Raw genomic sequence first — 16,145 nt, 5'->3', positions numbered from 1 at the left:
GCGCAGACGCGGTAGCGTCCGCGCGATGATCGTCACCGGGTTTCGCTTCGCCGGCGTCGCCGCCGGCATCAAGAACAAGGGCGGCAAGGACGTCGGGCTGATCGCCGCCGACGCGCCGGCCGCGTGCGCCGCGGTCTTCACCGGCAACCGCGTCAAGGCGGCGCCGGTGCTGCTGTCGGCGGCGCACCTGCGCGCCGGCAAGGGCCGGGTCCGCGGCGTCGTCGTCAACAGCGGCAACGCCAACGCCTGCACCGGCAAGGACGGCGCCGCCCACGCCCGCACGATGGCGGCGACCGCCGCGACCGCGATCGGCGGCCGGGTCGGCGACGTGCTCGTCGCGTCGACCGGGGTGATCGGCCAGCCGCTGCCGATCGAGCGGGTCCGCGCCGGCATCGCCGCCGCGGGCGCGGCCCTGGCCCCCGACGGGTTCGCCGACTTCGCCGCGGCCATCCTCACCACCGACCGCGGCCCCAAGACCGCGCGCCGCGAGGTCACGATCGGGCGGTCGCGCGTGACGCTGGTCGGCTGCACCAAGGGCGCCGGCATGATCGCGCCCAACATGGCCACGACGCTGACGTTCGTCGCGACCGACGCGGCGCTGCCGCCGGCGGCCCTGGCGCGCGCGACCCGGGGCGCGGTGGCCTCGACCTACAACGCGATCTCGGTCGACGGCGACACCTCGACCAACGACATGCTCGCGGTGCTGGCGTCGGGCACGGCCGGCGCGCCCCTGACCGGCGCGGCGGCCACGAAGTTCGCCGCGGCGCTGACCGAGCTGCTGGCCGACCTCGCGACCCAGCTCATGCGCGACGGCGAGGGCGTGCACCACGTCGTCACGATCGACGTGCGCGGCGCCGCCAGCGAGCGCGCCGTCGTCGCCGTCGCGCGGCGCATCGCCACCTCGCCGCTGGTCAAGACCGCGATCGCCGGCGGCGATCCCAACTGGGGCCGCGTGCTGTGCGCGATCGGCAACGCCGGCGTGCCGATCGATCCGACGCGCCTCGGCCTGCGGATCGGCCCCGTCGAGGTGGTCCGGCGCGGCGCGGCGGTGCGCGGCTACGACGAGGCCGCCGCCGCCGCGGTCATGCAGGCGCCCAGCTACACCCTGACGATCGACCTCGGCGCCGGCCGCGGGCGCGCCCACATGCTCGCGTGCGACCTGTCGCACGAGTACGTGTCGATCAACGCCGACTACCGGTCGTAGCCCCCGGCGGGCCCGGCGCGACGATCACAGGCGCGATCAACGCCCACTACCGGTCGTCGCGCGGGGCGACGATCACAGCCGCGCGACGTCGACGCACGCGCGGTTCTCGGGCAACGCCGCGGTGGCCGCGGCGGTCGCCTTCGCGCACAGCCGCGTGACCCCGACCGACAGCGCCGGCGTGAACGTGCACGCGCCCGCGATCGGCGCGCAGGTCGCGGTCGCGCCGTCCTCGCCGATCTCGATCTCGATCGGCTCGACCTGGCGCGGATCGAGCGCGAGCGTCAGCGCCGCCCCGTCGGCGAGCACCAGCGGCGCCCCCTGCCAGCTGGGACCGCGCCAGGCCGCCGGCGCCGCCGGCCGCGGCTCGGGGCCGTCGAGGCGGACCCGGCCCAGCCCCGCGCCGAGGCCGCCGCGGACGTCGACGATCTCGGCCGCGGCGTCGACGAGGTCGAAGCCGGCCTGGGCCTGCAGGATCACCGCGCCGCCGGAGCCGCCGCCGCCCCGGGGGCCCACCGCGGGCGCCGGCTCGCCGCCGCGCGCGGTCACCCGCGCGAACTGGCCGAAGCCGATCCGCCCCGACGCCGCCAGCAGCACCGAGCCGCCGCCGTGGCCGCCGAGCGCGGCGCCGTGCGCGCCGCCGGCGTGGCCGCGGTTGTCGTCCGCCGGCAACCGGCCCGGCCCCAGCGGCACCAGCGTCGGGGTCCCGGTCGCGGCGCCGCCGAGCGCGCCGGCGCCCGCCGTGCCGAAGCCGCCGCCACCGCCGGCGTCGGTCGCCGAGCCGCCGCCGTCGCCGTCGCCGCACGGGCGCTCGAGCCCGGCCAGCGCGCGGCAGCCGCCGGGACCTGGCCGCGCGGCGGTGGCGTCGGCGGACACGACGCCGGCCAGCACGATGTCGCTGGTGGTCTCGATGACGATCGGCTCATCGCTGCCGAACCCGGCCACGATCGCCGTCGGGACGATCGCGCTGGCGTAGCGCCCCTGGGTCCACGGGTTCACCGACCCGAGCACCAGCTCGCCCAGGCCCTCGGCGACCAGCTCGACCGTCGTCGCGTCGCCGCCGGCGGTGAGCGTCACGACCAGCGGGTAGCGCGCGGGCGCCAGCGCCGTCGACACCGGGATCCGGACCGCGACCGCCGTGCGGTCGACCGCGCCGGTCGTCCGCGCCAGCACGTCGACGGTCACCGGCACGTCGACGCCGGCGATCGCCGCGCGGACCTCGTCGATGCGCGCGCTGGTGTCGAGCACCAGCAGCGCCGGCCGACGGCCGTCGGTGCAGCCGCTGGCGTCGCAACGCGCGGCGCAGCCATCCGCGGCGCAGCCCTGGCCCTCGACCAGCTCGACCTGGTAGTGCGCGCGCACCTGCGGCGGCGCGGGCTCCGCGCACCCGAGCACCATCACCGGCAGGCCTGCGGCGAGCGCTCGGCGCATCCGTCGACTGTATGCGGGCCCGTGCCAGACTGCACGCATGCGCTACCTGCACACCATGATCCGCGTGCGCGATCTCACGGCGACCTTGCGCTTCTTCTGCGAGGGCCTGGGCCTGCGCGAGGTCCGGCGCCGCGACTACGAGGCCGGCCGCTTCACGCTGGTGTTCCTCAGCGCCGACCCGACCGAGGACGACGGCCCGCAGGTCGAGCTCACGCACAACTGGGATCAGGTCGAGCCCTACCCCGGCGGCCGCAACTTCGGCCACCTCGCGTACGAGGTCGACGACATCTACGCCGCCTGCCAGCACCTGCGCGACCTCGGCTACGTCATCAGCCGCCCGCCCCGCGACGGCCGCATGGCGTTCGTGCGCTCGCCCGACCTGATCTCGGTCGAGCTGCTCCAGCGCGGCGACGCCCTGGCGCCGCGGGAGCCGTGGTCGACGATGGCCAACGTCGGCGAGTGGTGACCGGTCGATCAGACCGACACCTCGGGTCGTGCGTCTGACACTCCCTGGGCATTCCTCCTTGGGAGTCACCGTGCCATCGAACACGCGCTGGAAGCTCGCGTGCGCCGCCCTCGCGGCCACGACCCTCGTCACCACCCTGGCCTGGCAGCGCCGCGGCGCGCCCCCCGCCCGCCAGGCCGCCACCCACGCCCAGGCCGCCGGCGATCCGACGCCGCGCCGCCCGATCCGCGTCGCCGCGCGCACGCTCGGGCTGTCGGAGGAGCGGCTGATCGCCCAGGTCCAGGCCGCGCGCACCGTCGGCCAGCTCGCGGCGCCGCTCGAGCAGCTCGCGGTGGTCGGCACCGACACCGCGGTCGACGCGCTCGCGCCGATGATCGGCGATCGGCGGCCCGGGGTCCCCGAGGCGATCCTGACGCTGATCGGCAAGATCGGCACCGATCGCGCGTTGGCTCGGCTGGTCGCGCTGCTCGACGACGAGCGCCCGCGCGTGCGCACCGGCGCGATCGTCGCGCTGGGCTCGACCGGCCGCGACCAGGCCCGGGCCGCGCTGCTCGCGGTGGCCGGCACCATCGGTGACCCGGCCCAGACCTCGGCGATCTACGCGCTCGGCGAGATGGGCGGCGACGACGCGGCCGCCGGCCTGGCCGAGCTGGCGCGCGGCGACGATCACCGCGCCGCCACCGCCGCGGTCGAGGCCCTGGCGCGGATCGCCACCGCGACCGCCGAGGGCTACCTGATCGCGCTGGTCGGCGCCGACGACCGCCACGTCCGGGCCCAGGCGATCGCGCACCTGCCGCCGATCGACGACCCCGAGCTCCTGGCCACGCTCGCGGCCCTGGCCGAGCAGAGCGACCCGGCGACCCAGGCCGCGGCGGTGGGCGCGCTCGCGCGCTCGCGCGGCGACGGCGCGCTGCCGCTCTTGGTGCGCGTGGCCCGCACCGGCGCCCCCCAGGCGCGGTGGGCCGCGATCACCGCGCTCGGCGAGGTCGGCGGCGCCGACGCCGTGACCGCCCTGGGCGAGCTGATCGAGTCCGGCGATCCCAGCGTCACCGGCGCCGCCGCGCAAGCGCTGCTGACGCTCGGCGGCCCCGACGCCCGCGCGGCGCTGATCGGCGCGGCGCTGGCGACCGACGTCGACACCTCGGCCGCGGTCACCGCCTTGCTCCAGCTCCAGGGCGATGACGCCGCCGACGCGCTGCGCGAGATCGTCCGGCACGGCGGGCCGCGCAACCGCGATCTGGCGCTGCCGCAGCTGGTGCGCCTGGGCGATCCCGACGCGCTGGCGCTGGCGATCGACCTGGCCAACCAGGGCCCGCGCGCCGCGCGCTACGCGGCGCTGCGCGCGCTCGCCGACGCCGGCACGCCCGCGGCCGCGACGGCGCTGATCGAGGTGGCGCGCACCGCTCACGGCCAGACCCGCGCCCAGGCGCTCGACCTGGCGCTCCAGGCGCGGCCCGACGATCCGGCGCTGACCCAGCTGCTGATCGAGGCGATGACCACCGGCCGTCGCGACGAGGCCAACACCGCGGTCTGGACGCTGGCCCGCGTCGGCACCGCGCCAGCCCGCGCGGCGCTCCTCGCCGCGGCCACCAGCCACGACGCCGCCGTCGCCCAGGCCGCGGTCGGCGCGCTCGGGCAGCTCGGCAACACTCCCGAGGTCCGCGCGGCGCTGGTGGCCGCTGCTCGCGACGGCGGGCCCCAGGTCCGCGGTCAGGCCCTCAACCAGCTGCTCGCGAGCGGCGCGCCCGAGGGCGCCGAGCTGGCGCTCGCGGCGATCACCAGCGGCGACGCCGACGCCGCCCGCAGCGTGGTCTGGGCGCTGGCCAACCGCGGCAACGCCGACAGCGCCGCGCTGCTCGCGCGCGCCGCCACCGCCAGCGACAGCCAGGTGCGCGCCGCCGCGGCCCAGGCCCTGGCCCAAGGCGGCGACGCGCACGGCGCCGAGCTCCTGCTCACGCTCGCGCGCGACCCCGATCAGCAGGTGCGCGGCGCGGCGCTGTCGTCCCTGGGGCAGCTCGGCACCGCCGCGGCGACCGACGCGATCCTCGCGGCGACCCGCGCCGGCGCGCCCGAGGCCCGGGCCGCGGCGATGTGGCCGCTGGCGCAGCTCGACGACCCGCGCGCCGAGAGCGCGCTGACCCAGCTGATGCGCGATCCCGACGACCAGGTCGCCCAGGCCGCGATCGGCGCGTCGTACAACGGCGGCGCGGTCGTCGACCGGGCGCTGGCGGACCTCCTCGCCGACGAGCGTCAGAGCGAGGCCCGACGCGTCAACGCCGCCCAGCAGCTCCGCAGCCGCGGCGCCGCCGTCGACGCGGCGACCCAGGCGCGGATCGACGCGCTGACGCCCGCGGTCGACCAGGCCCAGTTCGGCACCGGCTTCGGCTGGGCCTTCGGCGACGGCTGACCGCGGCGCGGTCGGTCACGCCAGCGCGGATCGGGACTGTCGTCAGCGACACGTTGCCACGGGCGCCGCCATGACGCATCGCAGCGCGAAATGATCGCGGTGATCGCCTGCGCGTCCTCGGGCGGCGCCATTGACTCCGACGCGGCGCCGGCTCGATAGTTCGCGCCACATGCGCATCGGCGTCCCCAAGGAAATCAAGACCCAGGAGTTTCGCGTCGGCATGACCCCGGCCGGCGTAGCGACTCTCACCAGTCGAGGTCACACCGTCCTCGTCGAGCAGGGCGCGGGCATCGGCTCGAGCATCCCCGACGATCACTACGTCAAGGCCGGCGCGCGCATCGTGCCGACCCGCGACGAGGTGTGGGGCGAGGCCGACATGATCGTCAAGGTCAAGGAGCCGATCGCGCCCGAGTACCCGCTGATGCGGAAGGGCCAGATCCTCTTCACGTACCTGCACCTCGCCGCGGCCCAGGAGCTGGGCCACGAGATGCTCAAGCGCGGCGTCGACGGCGTCGCGTACGAGACCATCGAGCCGACCCCCGGCGATCTGCCGCTGCTGACCCCGATGAGCGCGGTCGCGGGCCGCATGGCGGTCCAGGCCGGCGCGACCTACCTCGAGCGCGAGCGCGGCGGCAAGGGCGTGCTCCTCGGCGGCGTGCCGGGCGTGCGCCGCGGCCGCGTCACGATCATCGGCGCCGGCGTGGTCGGCGCCAACGCCACCAAGATCGCGGTCGGCCTCGGCGCCGCGGTCACCGTCCTCGACGTCAACCTGAAGACGCTGGCGTACCTCGACGACGTCTACATCGGCCGCATCGCGACCCAGTACTCCGACCCGGTCAACATCGAGCGGTGCGTGCTCGAGAGCGATCTGGTGATCGGCGCGGTGCTGCTGCCCGGCGCGCGCGCGCCGCGGCTGGTGTCCGAGGCGATGATCAAGGAGATGGAGCCCGGCTCGGTGATCGTCGACGTGTCGATCGACCAGGGCGGCTGCGTCGAGACCGCGCGCGTCACCTACCACGACAAGCCGACCTACGTGGTCCACGACGTCATCCACTACGGCGTGGCCAACATGCCGGGCGCGGTGCCGCGGACCTCGACCTACGCGCTCACCAACGCCACGATGCGGTACGCGGTCAAGCTGGCCGATCGCGGCCTCGAGGGCGCGATCAAGGAAGACCCGGTCTTCATCAGCGGCCTCAACACCTACCGCGGCACCGTGCCCCACGCCGCCGTGGCCGAGGCCCTCGGCGTCGAGCACACCCCGTACAAGGCGTAACCATCTGAAGTCCCGGGGCGAGTTCCCGGGAATGCGGCGGCGGGTGGGGTCGGTACACTAGACACATGCTGGCCGGTAAGAGCGCGCGACGGAGCGACTTCGAGGCGGTGGCCCTGCCCCACCTCGACGCGCTCTACGGCGCCGCGTTCCGGCTGGCCCGCAACCCGCGCGACGCCGAGGATCTGGTGCAGGAGGCCCTGCTGCGGGCGTACCGCTTCTGGGACACGTTCGAGGCCAACTCGAACTGCAAGGCCTGGCTGCTCAAGATCCTCACGAACACGTTCATCAACGAGTACCAGCGCCGGCGCCGCCAGCGCGAGGTGCTCGACGCCGCGACCGCCGAGCAGGACGCGGTCGACGGCGTGCTCCACCACGAGCTCCGGCCGAGCCAGCAGAGCCCCGAGAAGGCGCTGATCGAGCGGTCGGTGTCCGACGACGTGCAGCGCGCGCTCGAGGCCCTCCCCGCGGACTTCCGCACCGCCGTCGTGCTGTGCGACGTCGAGGGCCTGTCCTACAAGGAGATCGCCGACGCCATGGACTGTCCGGTCGGCACCGTCATGAGTCGCCTGTTCCGCGGGCGGCGGCTGCTCGAAGCCCAGCTGCGCTCGTTCGCGGTGGCCGAGGGCTACGTGCGCGAGGACGCCGCCACCACCAACCCCGCCGATCGCACGGGCGCCGCCCCGATCGATCTGGCAGCCTACCGCCGCAAGAAGTCGTGACCATGCTCAAGCTCTGCGACGACATCGACACGCTGTCCATGATGCTGTGCGACGGCGAGCTCGCGGCGCAGGAGCTGCGGGACGTCGAGCTGCACCTGATGGACTGCCCGGCCTGCCGGACCCTGGTCGAGCGCGACCGCGGCTTCCTCGACGACCTGCGCCAGCAGCTCGCGCCGCCGCCGGCGCCGGCGCTGTTGCGCGCGCGTCTGGGCCGGGCCCTCGACCAAGCCGACCGCGCCCGGCGACCGTCGTGGCGCACGCTGGTGCTGCCGGCCAGCGCCGCGCTGGCCGCGGCCGCGGCGCTGCTGGTGTTCGCGACCAGCGGCGCGACGACGCCCCGCCGGCACGCGCCGACCACCCGCACGGCGGTCGGCCCGGTCATCGAGCACCAGGTCGGCGCGCCCCACGCCTACTCGCCCGACGTGCTCGTGCTCAACGACCTGACGATCGAGTTCACCGGCACCGAGCGCATCGGTCAGGACGTCGCGACGCTCAACTACTGGCTGGTGACGCCCGAGAACGCGCGCATCCCCCTCTACGCGACCGTGCACGACGCCGCCCGGCTCGACGCTGACCCCAGCACGCGGATCCTCGTCGGCGGCTACGACGTCTGGGCGATCCAGGGTGGGCTGGTGGTGCGCGATGGCCCCCGCGCCATCCGGCTGTCGTCGCCGCTCCTCAACTTGAACGACCTGAAGGCGATCATCGGCGGGACCCCGCTGATCGCGCGCATCGGCGCCGACGACCCCCGCCGCTGACGCCCCCGACGGCCCCCGACGCGGACGCCCCGCCGCCGCCGACGACGCCCCGCCGCCGACGCCCCGACGCCGACGCCGACGCCCCCGACGCCGACGCCCACGCGTGCCCGCCTCCGACGGTGCGCGCGCCCATCGACCCCGGCGCGCCCCGACGCTGACGCGCGCCCGCGCGCCCCATTCGCGGGATTCGATGGCGCGAACCGCGCGCCGCGCGGTGCGACCAGATACAATTTCCTGGCCGCCCTATGAGCCAGCGCCCGATCCTGCTGATCGATCCGGACCGCGACTTCCACGCCCTCCTCACCCGAGAGCTCGGACCGTACGGCTTCACGATCGTCGTCGACGTCGGCCCCGACGCCCTGGCGCAGGTCGCCAAGCTCGAGGTGGTCGCGGTGATCATCTCGGTCGACGAGCCCGACAAGCGGGGCTACGCGACCTTCAACAAGGCCAAGAAGGGCGTCGCCGCCAACGTGCCCGTCGTCCTGGTGACGGCCTCGGTGCCGCCCGACGCGTTCGCGGCGCACCGCAAGCTCAAGGTCCACGCCGACGAGTACCTCGACAAGCGCGAGCTCTCGACGGCCGAGCTCCTGGGCAAGCTCGACAACCTGATCGGGCTGGGCGATCTGACCAGCGACGGCGAGCTGGCGATCCCGATCGAGGTCGACGAGGTCGCGATCGACGACGACGTCCTCGTCGACGAGGTCGACCAGGCCGCGCTCGATCTCGGCGACGCCGACGACTTCAGCGAGGGCGCCCACACCGTCCACGCCGCCAACGCGTTCGACGACCTGATCGACGCGGAGACCGACGCCGCCTTCGCCGCGCTGACCGACGCGATGCCGTTCGAGGTCGCCCAGGAGGCGCTGGCCAAGGCGCCGTCCGCGCCGCCGCCGCCGTCCGCGCCGCCGCCGCCGCTGCCCGAGCCCGAGCCGTTCGAGGCCGCTCCTCCCGAGCCGGAGGCCGTGCCGGAGCCCGTGCCCGACGCGGTGCCCGCGCCCGTGCCCGAGCCACCACCGATCGAGCTCGCGCCACCCGCGCCCATCGAGTCCCTGGAACCGATCGAGTCCCTGGAGCCGATCGAGTCCCTGGAGCCGATCGAATCCCTGGAGCCGATCGAGTCCCTGGAGCCGATCGAGTCGCGCGCGCCACGCGCGTCGCTCGACCCGCTCGACCCGCTCGACCCGCTCGAGTCGCTGGAGCCGCTCGAGTCGTTCGAGTCGGTCAGTCAGTCGCTCAGCCTCACCGATCTCGAGCCGCTGGGTCTGAGCGAGCCGGCGCTGGAGGTGCCCCCGGTCGAGGAGGCGCCCGCGCCGCCGCCGAAGCGTGGACGCGCGACCGCGCCGCCGCCACCACGGGGCCGCGCAACCACGCCACCGCCGCCGCCACAGCCGCTCGCCGCGGTCATCCCCGAGGTCGAGGCGCCGCCGATCGAGGCGCCGCCGGCGCGCGCCTTCGTCACCGAGCCGGCCCCGCCCCGGGGCTATGTCACCGAGCCGGCCCCGCTCCCCGACGACCCCGCCGCGCCGCCGCCCCCGGACGCGCCGCCGCCGCCCGCGCCCACGCCGATCGCGGCCGCCCTCACCGAGCCGCCACGGCGCCGCACCTCGGCGACGACGTCGTCGCCGCCCATCGATCCCAACGGCCTGGTCGACCTCGGCCTCGACGAGCTCGCGGCGCGCGCCGACGCCGAGCAGTCGGGGCTGCACGATCGCAAGTCGTTGCAGAAGCTGCACACGCTCGAGCGCGACAACCAGCGCCTGCGCGCCGAGCTCGAGAAGGCCAAGGCCAGCGAGCCGACCAGCAAGCCGGTCAGCCGCGAGCGCGAGTTCCTGAACCTGCGCGAGATGCTGGCGTCCAAGGACAAGGAGCTCTTGAGCTTGCGCGACGAGGCGTCGCACAAGGAGCGCGAGGTCCTCGAGGCGCGGGAGAAGACCCGCCAGCTCCAGCACGCCAAGTCCGCGGTCGAGAGCAAGAACGTCGAGCTCGAGGCCCGCCTGCTGGGCGACAACGACCGCGCCGAGGCGGCCGAGCAGGCCGCGATCGAGGCCCGGAGCCGGATCACCGCGCTCGAGGCGCGCCTGGCCAAGATCACGGCCGACGCCGAGGCCGCGCGCAGCCAGCACGCCGAGTCGACCGCGGCCCGGCGCGAGGCCGAGGCCCAGATCGCCGAGCTGACCACCAGCCATCAGGCCCAGCTGACCAAGCTCGAGCGTGAGCACGCGGCCGCGCGCGAGCGCGCCCGGGTCGAGGCCGATCAGGCGCTGGCGACGGCGCGCGCCGAGGCGGTCCAGGCCGTGGCCACGGCGCAGGCCGACGCCGCGCACGAGCGCGAGAACGCGATGCTCGCGGTCGCGGCCGATCTGGCCGCGCAGCACGCGGGCGCGCTCGCCGGCGCGACCGCCGATCATGAGGCGCGCTTGCAGGCCCGCGCGGCCGAGCACGCGGCCGCCCTCGACGCCGCGCTCGCCGCCGAGCGCCAGCGGGGCGAGGCCGCGCTGGCCGAGCTGACCGCCGCCCACGACGCCGCGCTGGCCCGCCAGGCCGGCGAGCGCGCCGAGGAGCTGTCGACCGCGCTGGCCCAGCGCGAGGACGCGCTGCGCGAGGCCGAGGCCCGCCACCACGCCGCCTTCGATCAGGTGGTGCGCGAGCGGTCCGAGGCGATCGCGGCGATCGAGGCCGAGAGCAAGCGTGCGATCGCGGCCCGCGCCGACGCCGCGCGCGCGACCGAGGACGAGCTGCGCACGCTGCACGAGCAGGCGGTGGCCAAGCTGGTGGCCGATCACCAGGCCGCCCTCGAGGAGGTCAAGGCCGAGGCCGAGTCGGTGCGCGGCGATCACGTCGCGCGCCTGCGCCTCGAGCACGAGCAGGCGACCGCCGCGGCCCGCGACGCGCACGACGAGCAGCTCGCGACCGCGCGGGCCGAGCTGGCCGCGCACGAGGCCGAGGCGCTGCGCGAGCTCGAGGCCCGCCTGGTGGCCGAGCAGCAGTCGCTCGAGGCGCGCCTCGCCGGCGAGCGCGACGAGCTGGGCCGTCGCCACGCCGCGGCCCTGGCCGAGCTCGACGCGGGCCGGGTCGTGGTCGCGGCCGAGCTGGCCGAGGCGACGGCGGCGCGCGATCGGGTCGCCGGGGACCTGGCCACGACCCTCGCCGAGCTGACCTCGGCCCGCGCCGAGCTGCTCGAGCTGCGCGGCGCGCTCACGACGACCCGCGCCGAGCTGGCGACCGCGCGCGCCGAGACCGCGGCGGTCCAGGGCGAGCTGGCCGCGGCCCGCGCCGAGATCGCCTCGACGGCGGCCGCCCGCGACGAGGTCGAGCACGAGCGCCAGGAGCTCGAGCGCGGCCTGACCTCGGCCCGGGGCGCGCTCAAGCGCGTCGAGGACGAGCTCGCGGCCGCCCGGACCGCGATCGCCGACCGCGACCAGGCGCTGACCGAGCACCAGGGCGCGATCACCGCGCGCGACCAGCGCCTGACCGAGCAGGCGACCCAGCTCGACGAGCTCGAGCGCGAGAACGCGACCTACCAGGAGCAGGTCCTCAAGGCCTACCAGAAGATCAAGACCGACGAGGCGACGGTCCTGCGCGCCAAGAAGGCGCTGGCGATCGCGCTGACCGCCCTCGACGATCCCAAGCCGGCGGCGTGATCCTGAGCCGCGCCGGCGCGTGATCCGCGCCAGCCCCGCGCGCGCGGTCGTCGATAGGCCGTCGGGACCGAGCGCAGCCACGGCCGGGCGACGCGCGCGGCCGAACCGCGGTAGAAGGTGCGGCATGAGCGAACCACCGCAGCGCAACCTCCTGGGCCGGCCGCTCGAGCTGTGCTCGGACCGCCCGCGCACCGGGTACTTCCGGACCGGCTGCTGCGAGACCGACGCCACCGATCACGGCAGCCACACCGTGTGCGCCCAGGTCACCGCCGAGTTCCTCGAGTTCAGCCGCGCGCGCGCAACGACCTGAGCACCGCCCGGGGCGGCTTCCCGGGGCTGCGGCCCGGCGACCGCTGGTGCCTGTGCGCCGCCCGCTGGCAGGAGGCCTTCGACGCCGGCGTCGCCCCGCCGGTCGTGCTCGCCGCCACCCACGAGCGCGCCGCCGACGTGGTCCCGCGCGCGGCGCTCCTGGCCCACGCGCTCGACAGCGACGCGTTGAACTGACCCGCGACGGCGCTACTCGACGCCGAGGCCGTCGAGGTCGCCGAGATCGTCCTCGTAGATCGACCCGACCTTGCGCGCGATGAACAGCTCGATCAGCTCGGGGTCGAACATCGTGCCGGAGTTCTTGCGCAGGAGCCGCTCGCACTCGGCCAGCGGCAGGCCCTCCTTGTAGGGCCGATCGGTGGCCATCGCGTCGAACGCGTCGGCGATCGCCACGATCCGCGCCGCCAGCGGGATGTCGGCGCCCTTCATGCGATCGGGGTAGCCGGTGCCGTCCCAGCGCTCGTGGTGGTTGCGCACCGCCGCCATGATCGGGTGCAGGATCTCGATCCGGCGCGCGATCTCGTGGCCCTTGACCGGGTGCTCGCGCATGTGGACCCACTCGGCCTCGTCGAGCGGGCCCGGCTTGAGCAGCACCGCGTCGCGGATGCCGATCTTGCCGATGTCGTGGAGGAACGCGCCGAACTCGAGCGTCTCGAGGCCGTCCTCGGGGTAGCCCGCCTCCTTGGCCAGCACCAGCGCGTAGGCCGCGACCCGCCCGCAGTGGCCCTTGGTGTACGGGTCCTTGGCCTCGATCGCCTCGGCCAGGCCGAACAGCGCTTGCCGGTGGGCCTCCTTGAGGCGCAGGTAGCTGTCCTCGAGCTCCTTGGTGCGCTCCTTGACGACCACGTCGAGCAGCGTGCCGCGGCGCTTGAGCCGCTCGTGCTCGCTGGCCAGGCGCCGGACCAGCATGCGCTGCTCCTCGACCAGCCCCAGGAGCTTGATCGCCTCGCCCACCAGCGCGGTCAGGTGGGTGCGCTCGCCGGCCCGGGCGACGAAGCGGACGATCGCCGGCGCGTGGGGCGGGCGGGTCTCGAGCTCGACGCCGACCGCGGTCGACTCGACCACCAGCACGCGCAGCGCGTCCGGCACGGCCCCGACGGTGCCGTCGAGGAAGCGGATGCCGTCGAGGCCGGGCGGCGCGTGACCGGCGATGATCGCGTGCGGCGGGTTCAGCCGCACCAGCCGGCTGGCGTCGGTCGCCGAGTCGGTCGCGTCGACGGCGAGATCGAGGTGGGCCAGCAGGTCGGTCAGCTCGGCGATGACCGCGCGGTCGGGATGCAGCACCAGCGCGCGGAACCTCGGCACCCGTCGACTATACCGCCCGGGTCGATCCTCGTCCGGGTCACGTCCCGCGACCTACACGCCGGGACAAAACCGTATCGTGCCGTATAGTCCCGCCCGCGTATGTCCGAGGCGGTCACCGGCAACATCGCCGGCCTCAAGTCCAGTCAGGTCCAGGCGCTCGAGCGCCTGTACCGGCGGCGGGTCACCCCGTCGGAGATCGTCAGCGCCGAGCTGGCGACGACGATGTGCGAGCTCGCGTTCGAGCTGCACCGCCAGGTCGGCGTGCTGATCGATCGCCGCGGCAGCATCACCCACGTCGTCGTCGGCGACGCCTCGAAGCTGGTCCTGCCCGACGTCGGGCGCCTGCGCGGCGCCGCCGGGCGCTTCCGCGGCCTGCGCCTGGTCCACACCCACCTGCGCGGCGAGGCGCTGACCCGCGACGACCTGACCGACCTCGCGCTCTTGCGGCTCGACCTGGTCGCGGCGATCGTCGTCGACAGCGGCGGTCGGCCCGGCCGCCTGCACGCCGGTCACCTCCTGCCCGACGGCCCCAGCGATCGGCCGTGGCAGGAGCTGGCGCCCGAGTCGGTGCACGCGCCGACGATCGACTTCACCGCGCTGATCGCCGACCTCGAGAGCGCCTACGGCAAGGTCGCGCGGCGCGGCGGCGCGACTGCGCGCGAGCGGGCCCTGGTGGTCCACGTCGCGATCGGCCGGGTCACCGACTCCGAGGCCCGGATCGCCGAGGTCCACGAGCTGTGCCGCACCGCCGGCGTCGCGGTGGCCGACGTGCTCGAGCAGCGCCGCCCCGCCGTCGACCCGAAGTTCCTGGTCGGGCGCGGCAAGCTCGACGAGATCCTGCTGCGGGCGATGCAGCTCGGCGTCGAGCTGGTCGTCTTCGATCACGACCTCACGCCCGGCCAGGCCCGCGCCATCAGCGAGACCACCGAGCTGCGCGTCATCGACCGGACGATGCTGATCCTCGACATCTTCGCGCAGCACGCCGAGAGCGCCGACGGCAAGCTCCAGGTCGAGCTGGCGCAGCTGCGCTACACGCTGCCGCGGCTGATCGAGAAGAACACGATGATGTCGCGCCTGACCGGCGGCATCGGCGGGCGCGGGCCCGGCGAGACCAAGCTCGAGATCTCGCGCCGGCGCGCGCGCGATCGCATCCACCTGCTCGAGAAGAAGCTGACCGCGCTGTCGGGCGACCGCCGGCTCCGGCGCCAGCGCCGGACTGGCCGCGGCCTGCCGATCGTCGCGGTGTGCGGCTACACCAACGCCGGCAAGTCGACCTTGCTCAACGCGCTCACCGACGGCGCCACCCGGGCCGAGAACAAGCTGTTCGCGACGCTCGACCCGGTCAGCCGCCGGCTGCGCTTCCCCGACGAGCGCGAGGTCATCTTCACCGACACGGTCGGGTTCATCCGCGACCTGCCGCGCGATCTCCGGGCCGCGTTCACGGCCACGCTCGAGGAGATGGCCGACGCCGATCTGCTGGTGCAGGTCGTCGACGCCAGCGATCCCGATCGCGACCAGCACGTGGCCGCGGTCGACGGCATCCTGGTCGATCTGGCGCTGGCCGAGAAGCCGCGCCTGGTGGTCTGGAACAAGGTCGACCGCCTCGGCGACGCCGACGCCGACCACCTCGCCCAGCACGGCGGCGGCTTCGCCGTGTCGGCGCTCGACCGCGCGACCTTCGGGCCGCTGCTGCTGGCGATCGAGCGCGAGCTGTGGCGCGAGGGCAAGGCCGAGGCGTTCGCGCGGCCCGTCGATCGCAACGCCTGAACTTCGTCCGGAACAAGCCGGCGGCCGCGCGCTCTGCTCGGGTGCCCTGGCCCCAGGGCTCGCCTGGGTTGATCTCGGACCGCACAGCATCGTGCGCGAGGTCGAGGCGCGGCGGGCCCGCTACCGGGTTGACGAGGCCGCGACGAAGCGATCGCGCACGAGGCGCAGCGCAGCGGGTCAGCGCAGGTGCGCCCTCCGGTCAGCGCTTGATCGGCGCGGTCGCGAGCTTGCCGTCGGGGCCGATCCAGAACACGCCGCCGATGCGATCGTCGTCCCACGGCACGTGGATCGGCTCGGCGTCGGGCGCTGGCGCCTCCTGGTAGCTGTCCTCGTCCCAGCCCTCGGCCGCCTGGGCCCGGACCTCGAGCACGCGCCTGGCGCCGCCCGACACCTTGGTCCAGGCCTTGCCCGGCGCCACCTTCCAGGTGCTCACCAGCCGCCGGTCGCCCTGCTCCTTGCCGATCTCGACCGCGCCGATCGGCTCGAGCTGGCCGCGGCTCGCCGACCACAACATCAGCACGTCGCGCACGCCGCCGCCGCCGCGCTGCCGCACCCGGGCCGCGATCACCCGGGTGGCGTCGCCGCGCAGGTCCACGAGCTCGACCTTGAGCACGTCGAGGGCGCGCGCCACCGGCAGCTGCACGAACGAGAACTGATCGGTCAGGAGCGCGATCCGATCACCGGCCGCGACGATCCGCTCCTTGCCGGGCGCGGTCGGATCGACGTCGGCCTGGACGTCCAGCGTCACCGCGGCCGGGGTCAACCGGGCCGCCGCCAGGAAGGCGGCGAGGAGGTCGACCTTGCCGCCCAGCGCCAGCGCGCCGGTCCAGGTCACGGTGTGCTCGAT

The 16,145-nt window shown here is 75.3% G+C and carries 11 protein-coding genes and 1 pseudogene; 9 read left to right on the top strand and 3 right to left on the bottom strand.

Annotated features, from left to right (window positions below; all coding sequences use genetic code 11):
* The first annotated feature begins 25 nt into the window (after nucleotides 1–25).
* Nucleotides 26–1,204, top strand: coding sequence for a bifunctional glutamate N-acetyltransferase/amino-acid acetyltransferase ArgJ (gene argJ / locus IPL61_20920; protein MBK9033694.1), 1,179 nt, complete (start codon nucleotides 26–28; stop codon nucleotides 1,202–1,204).
* 72 nt (nucleotides 1,205–1,276) lie between these two features.
* On the opposite strand, the gene IPL61_20915 is transcribed toward argJ, so the two are convergent.
* Nucleotides 1,277–2,632 (bottom strand): hypothetical protein, encoded by a 1,356-nt coding sequence (locus IPL61_20915; protein ID MBK9033693.1) that lies wholly within the window; start codon nucleotides 2,630–2,632, stop codon nucleotides 1,277–1,279.
* Nucleotides 2,633–2,669: 37 nt separating this feature from the next.
* Here IPL61_20915 and IPL61_20910 point away from each other — a divergent pair, with 37 nt between their 5' ends.
* From IPL61_20910 to IPL61_20880, 7 genes and pseudogenes are all read left to right on the top strand, one after another.
* Entirely contained in the window at nucleotides 2,670–3,098 is a 429-nt protein-coding gene (locus tag IPL61_20910) for a VOC family protein (GenBank protein ID MBK9033692.1), read from the top strand.
* 70 nt (nucleotides 3,099–3,168) lie between these two features.
* The gene (locus IPL61_20905; protein ID MBK9033691.1) at nucleotides 3,169–5,505 is read left to right on the top strand and encodes a HEAT repeat domain-containing protein; all 2,337 of its coding nucleotides are present in this window, start codon (nucleotides 3,169–3,171) and stop codon (nucleotides 5,503–5,505) included.
* A 169-nt stretch (nucleotides 5,506–5,674) separates the two neighbouring features.
* Complete coding sequence (gene ald / locus IPL61_20900) at nucleotides 5,675–6,781, top strand: alanine dehydrogenase (protein ID MBK9033690.1); 1,107 nt, start codon at nucleotides 5,675–5,677, stop codon at nucleotides 6,779–6,781.
* Between the two features lie 65 nt (nucleotides 6,782–6,846).
* A complete protein-coding gene (locus IPL61_20895; protein ID MBK9033689.1) occupies nucleotides 6,847–7,500 on the top strand; it encodes a sigma-70 family RNA polymerase sigma factor in 654 nt (217 codons plus the stop codon).
* Between the two features lie 2 nt (nucleotides 7,501–7,502).
* Nucleotides 7,503–8,258, top strand: coding sequence for a zf-HC2 domain-containing protein (locus IPL61_20890; GenBank protein MBK9033688.1), 756 nt, complete (start codon nucleotides 7,503–7,505; stop codon nucleotides 8,256–8,258).
* A 245-nt stretch (nucleotides 8,259–8,503) separates the two neighbouring features.
* Entirely contained in the window at nucleotides 8,504–11,899 is a 3,396-nt protein-coding gene (locus tag IPL61_20885; protein ID MBK9033687.1) for a hypothetical protein, read from the top strand.
* A 124-nt stretch (nucleotides 11,900–12,023) separates the two neighbouring features.
* A pseudogene (locus IPL61_20880) lies at nucleotides 12,024–12,403 on the top strand (DUF2237 domain-containing protein).
* A gap of 12 nt (nucleotides 12,404–12,415) precedes the next feature.
* Here the strand turns inward: IPL61_20880 and IPL61_20875 are convergent.
* Complete coding sequence (locus IPL61_20875; GenBank protein ID MBK9033686.1) at nucleotides 12,416–13,531, bottom strand: HD-GYP domain-containing protein; 1,116 nt, start codon at nucleotides 13,529–13,531, stop codon at nucleotides 12,416–12,418.
* A gap of 99 nt (nucleotides 13,532–13,630) precedes the next feature.
* Here IPL61_20875 and hflX point away from each other — a divergent pair, with 99 nt between their 5' ends.
* Nucleotides 13,631–15,298 carry a GTPase HflX gene (hflX, locus tag IPL61_20870; protein MBK9033685.1) on the top strand — a complete coding sequence of 556 codons (1,668 nt, stop codon included), beginning with the start codon at nucleotides 13,631–13,633 and terminating at the stop codon, nucleotides 15,296–15,298.
* A 199-nt stretch (nucleotides 15,299–15,497) separates the two neighbouring features.
* On the opposite strand, the gene IPL61_20865 is transcribed toward hflX, so the two are convergent.
* On the bottom strand, nucleotides 15,498–16,145 hold a 648-nt coding region (locus tag IPL61_20865), incomplete at its 5' end, for a hypothetical protein (GenBank protein ID MBK9033684.1).

The organism is Myxococcales bacterium, from assembly GCA_016717005.1.
Taxonomy (GTDB): Bacteria; Myxococcota_A; Polyangia; order Haliangiales; family Haliangiaceae; genus UBA2376.
The sequence above is the reverse complement of the archived record's forward strand: the minus strand, read 5'-3'. Positions and strand labels throughout refer to the sequence as shown.

What these genes read in the sequence shown, in the direction of transcription:
- IPL61_20910 (MBK9033692.1), top strand. Translation starts at nt 2,670, where the DNA reads ATGCGCTACCTGCACACCATGATCCGCGTGCGCGATCTCACGGCGACC.
- IPL61_20915 (MBK9033693.1), bottom strand. Translation starts at nt 2,632, where the DNA reads ATGCGCCGAGCGCTCGCCGCAGGCCTGCCGGTGATGGTGCTCGGGTGC.
- IPL61_20885 (MBK9033687.1), top strand. Translation starts at nt 8,504, where the DNA reads ATGAGCCAGCGCCCGATCCTGCTGATCGATCCGGACCGCGACTTCCAC.
- IPL61_20890 (MBK9033688.1), top strand. Translation starts at nt 7,503, where the DNA reads ATGCTCAAGCTCTGCGACGACATCGACACGCTGTCCATGATGCTGTGC.
- IPL61_20895 (MBK9033689.1), top strand. Translation starts at nt 6,847, where the DNA reads ATGCTGGCCGGTAAGAGCGCGCGACGGAGCGACTTCGAGGCGGTGGCC.
- argJ (MBK9033694.1), top strand. Translation starts at nt 26, where the DNA reads ATGATCGTCACCGGGTTTCGCTTCGCCGGCGTCGCCGCCGGCATCAAG.
- ald (MBK9033690.1), top strand. Translation starts at nt 5,675, where the DNA reads ATGCGCATCGGCGTCCCCAAGGAAATCAAGACCCAGGAGTTTCGCGTC.
- hflX (MBK9033685.1), top strand. Translation starts at nt 13,631, where the DNA reads ATGTCCGAGGCGGTCACCGGCAACATCGCCGGCCTCAAGTCCAGTCAG.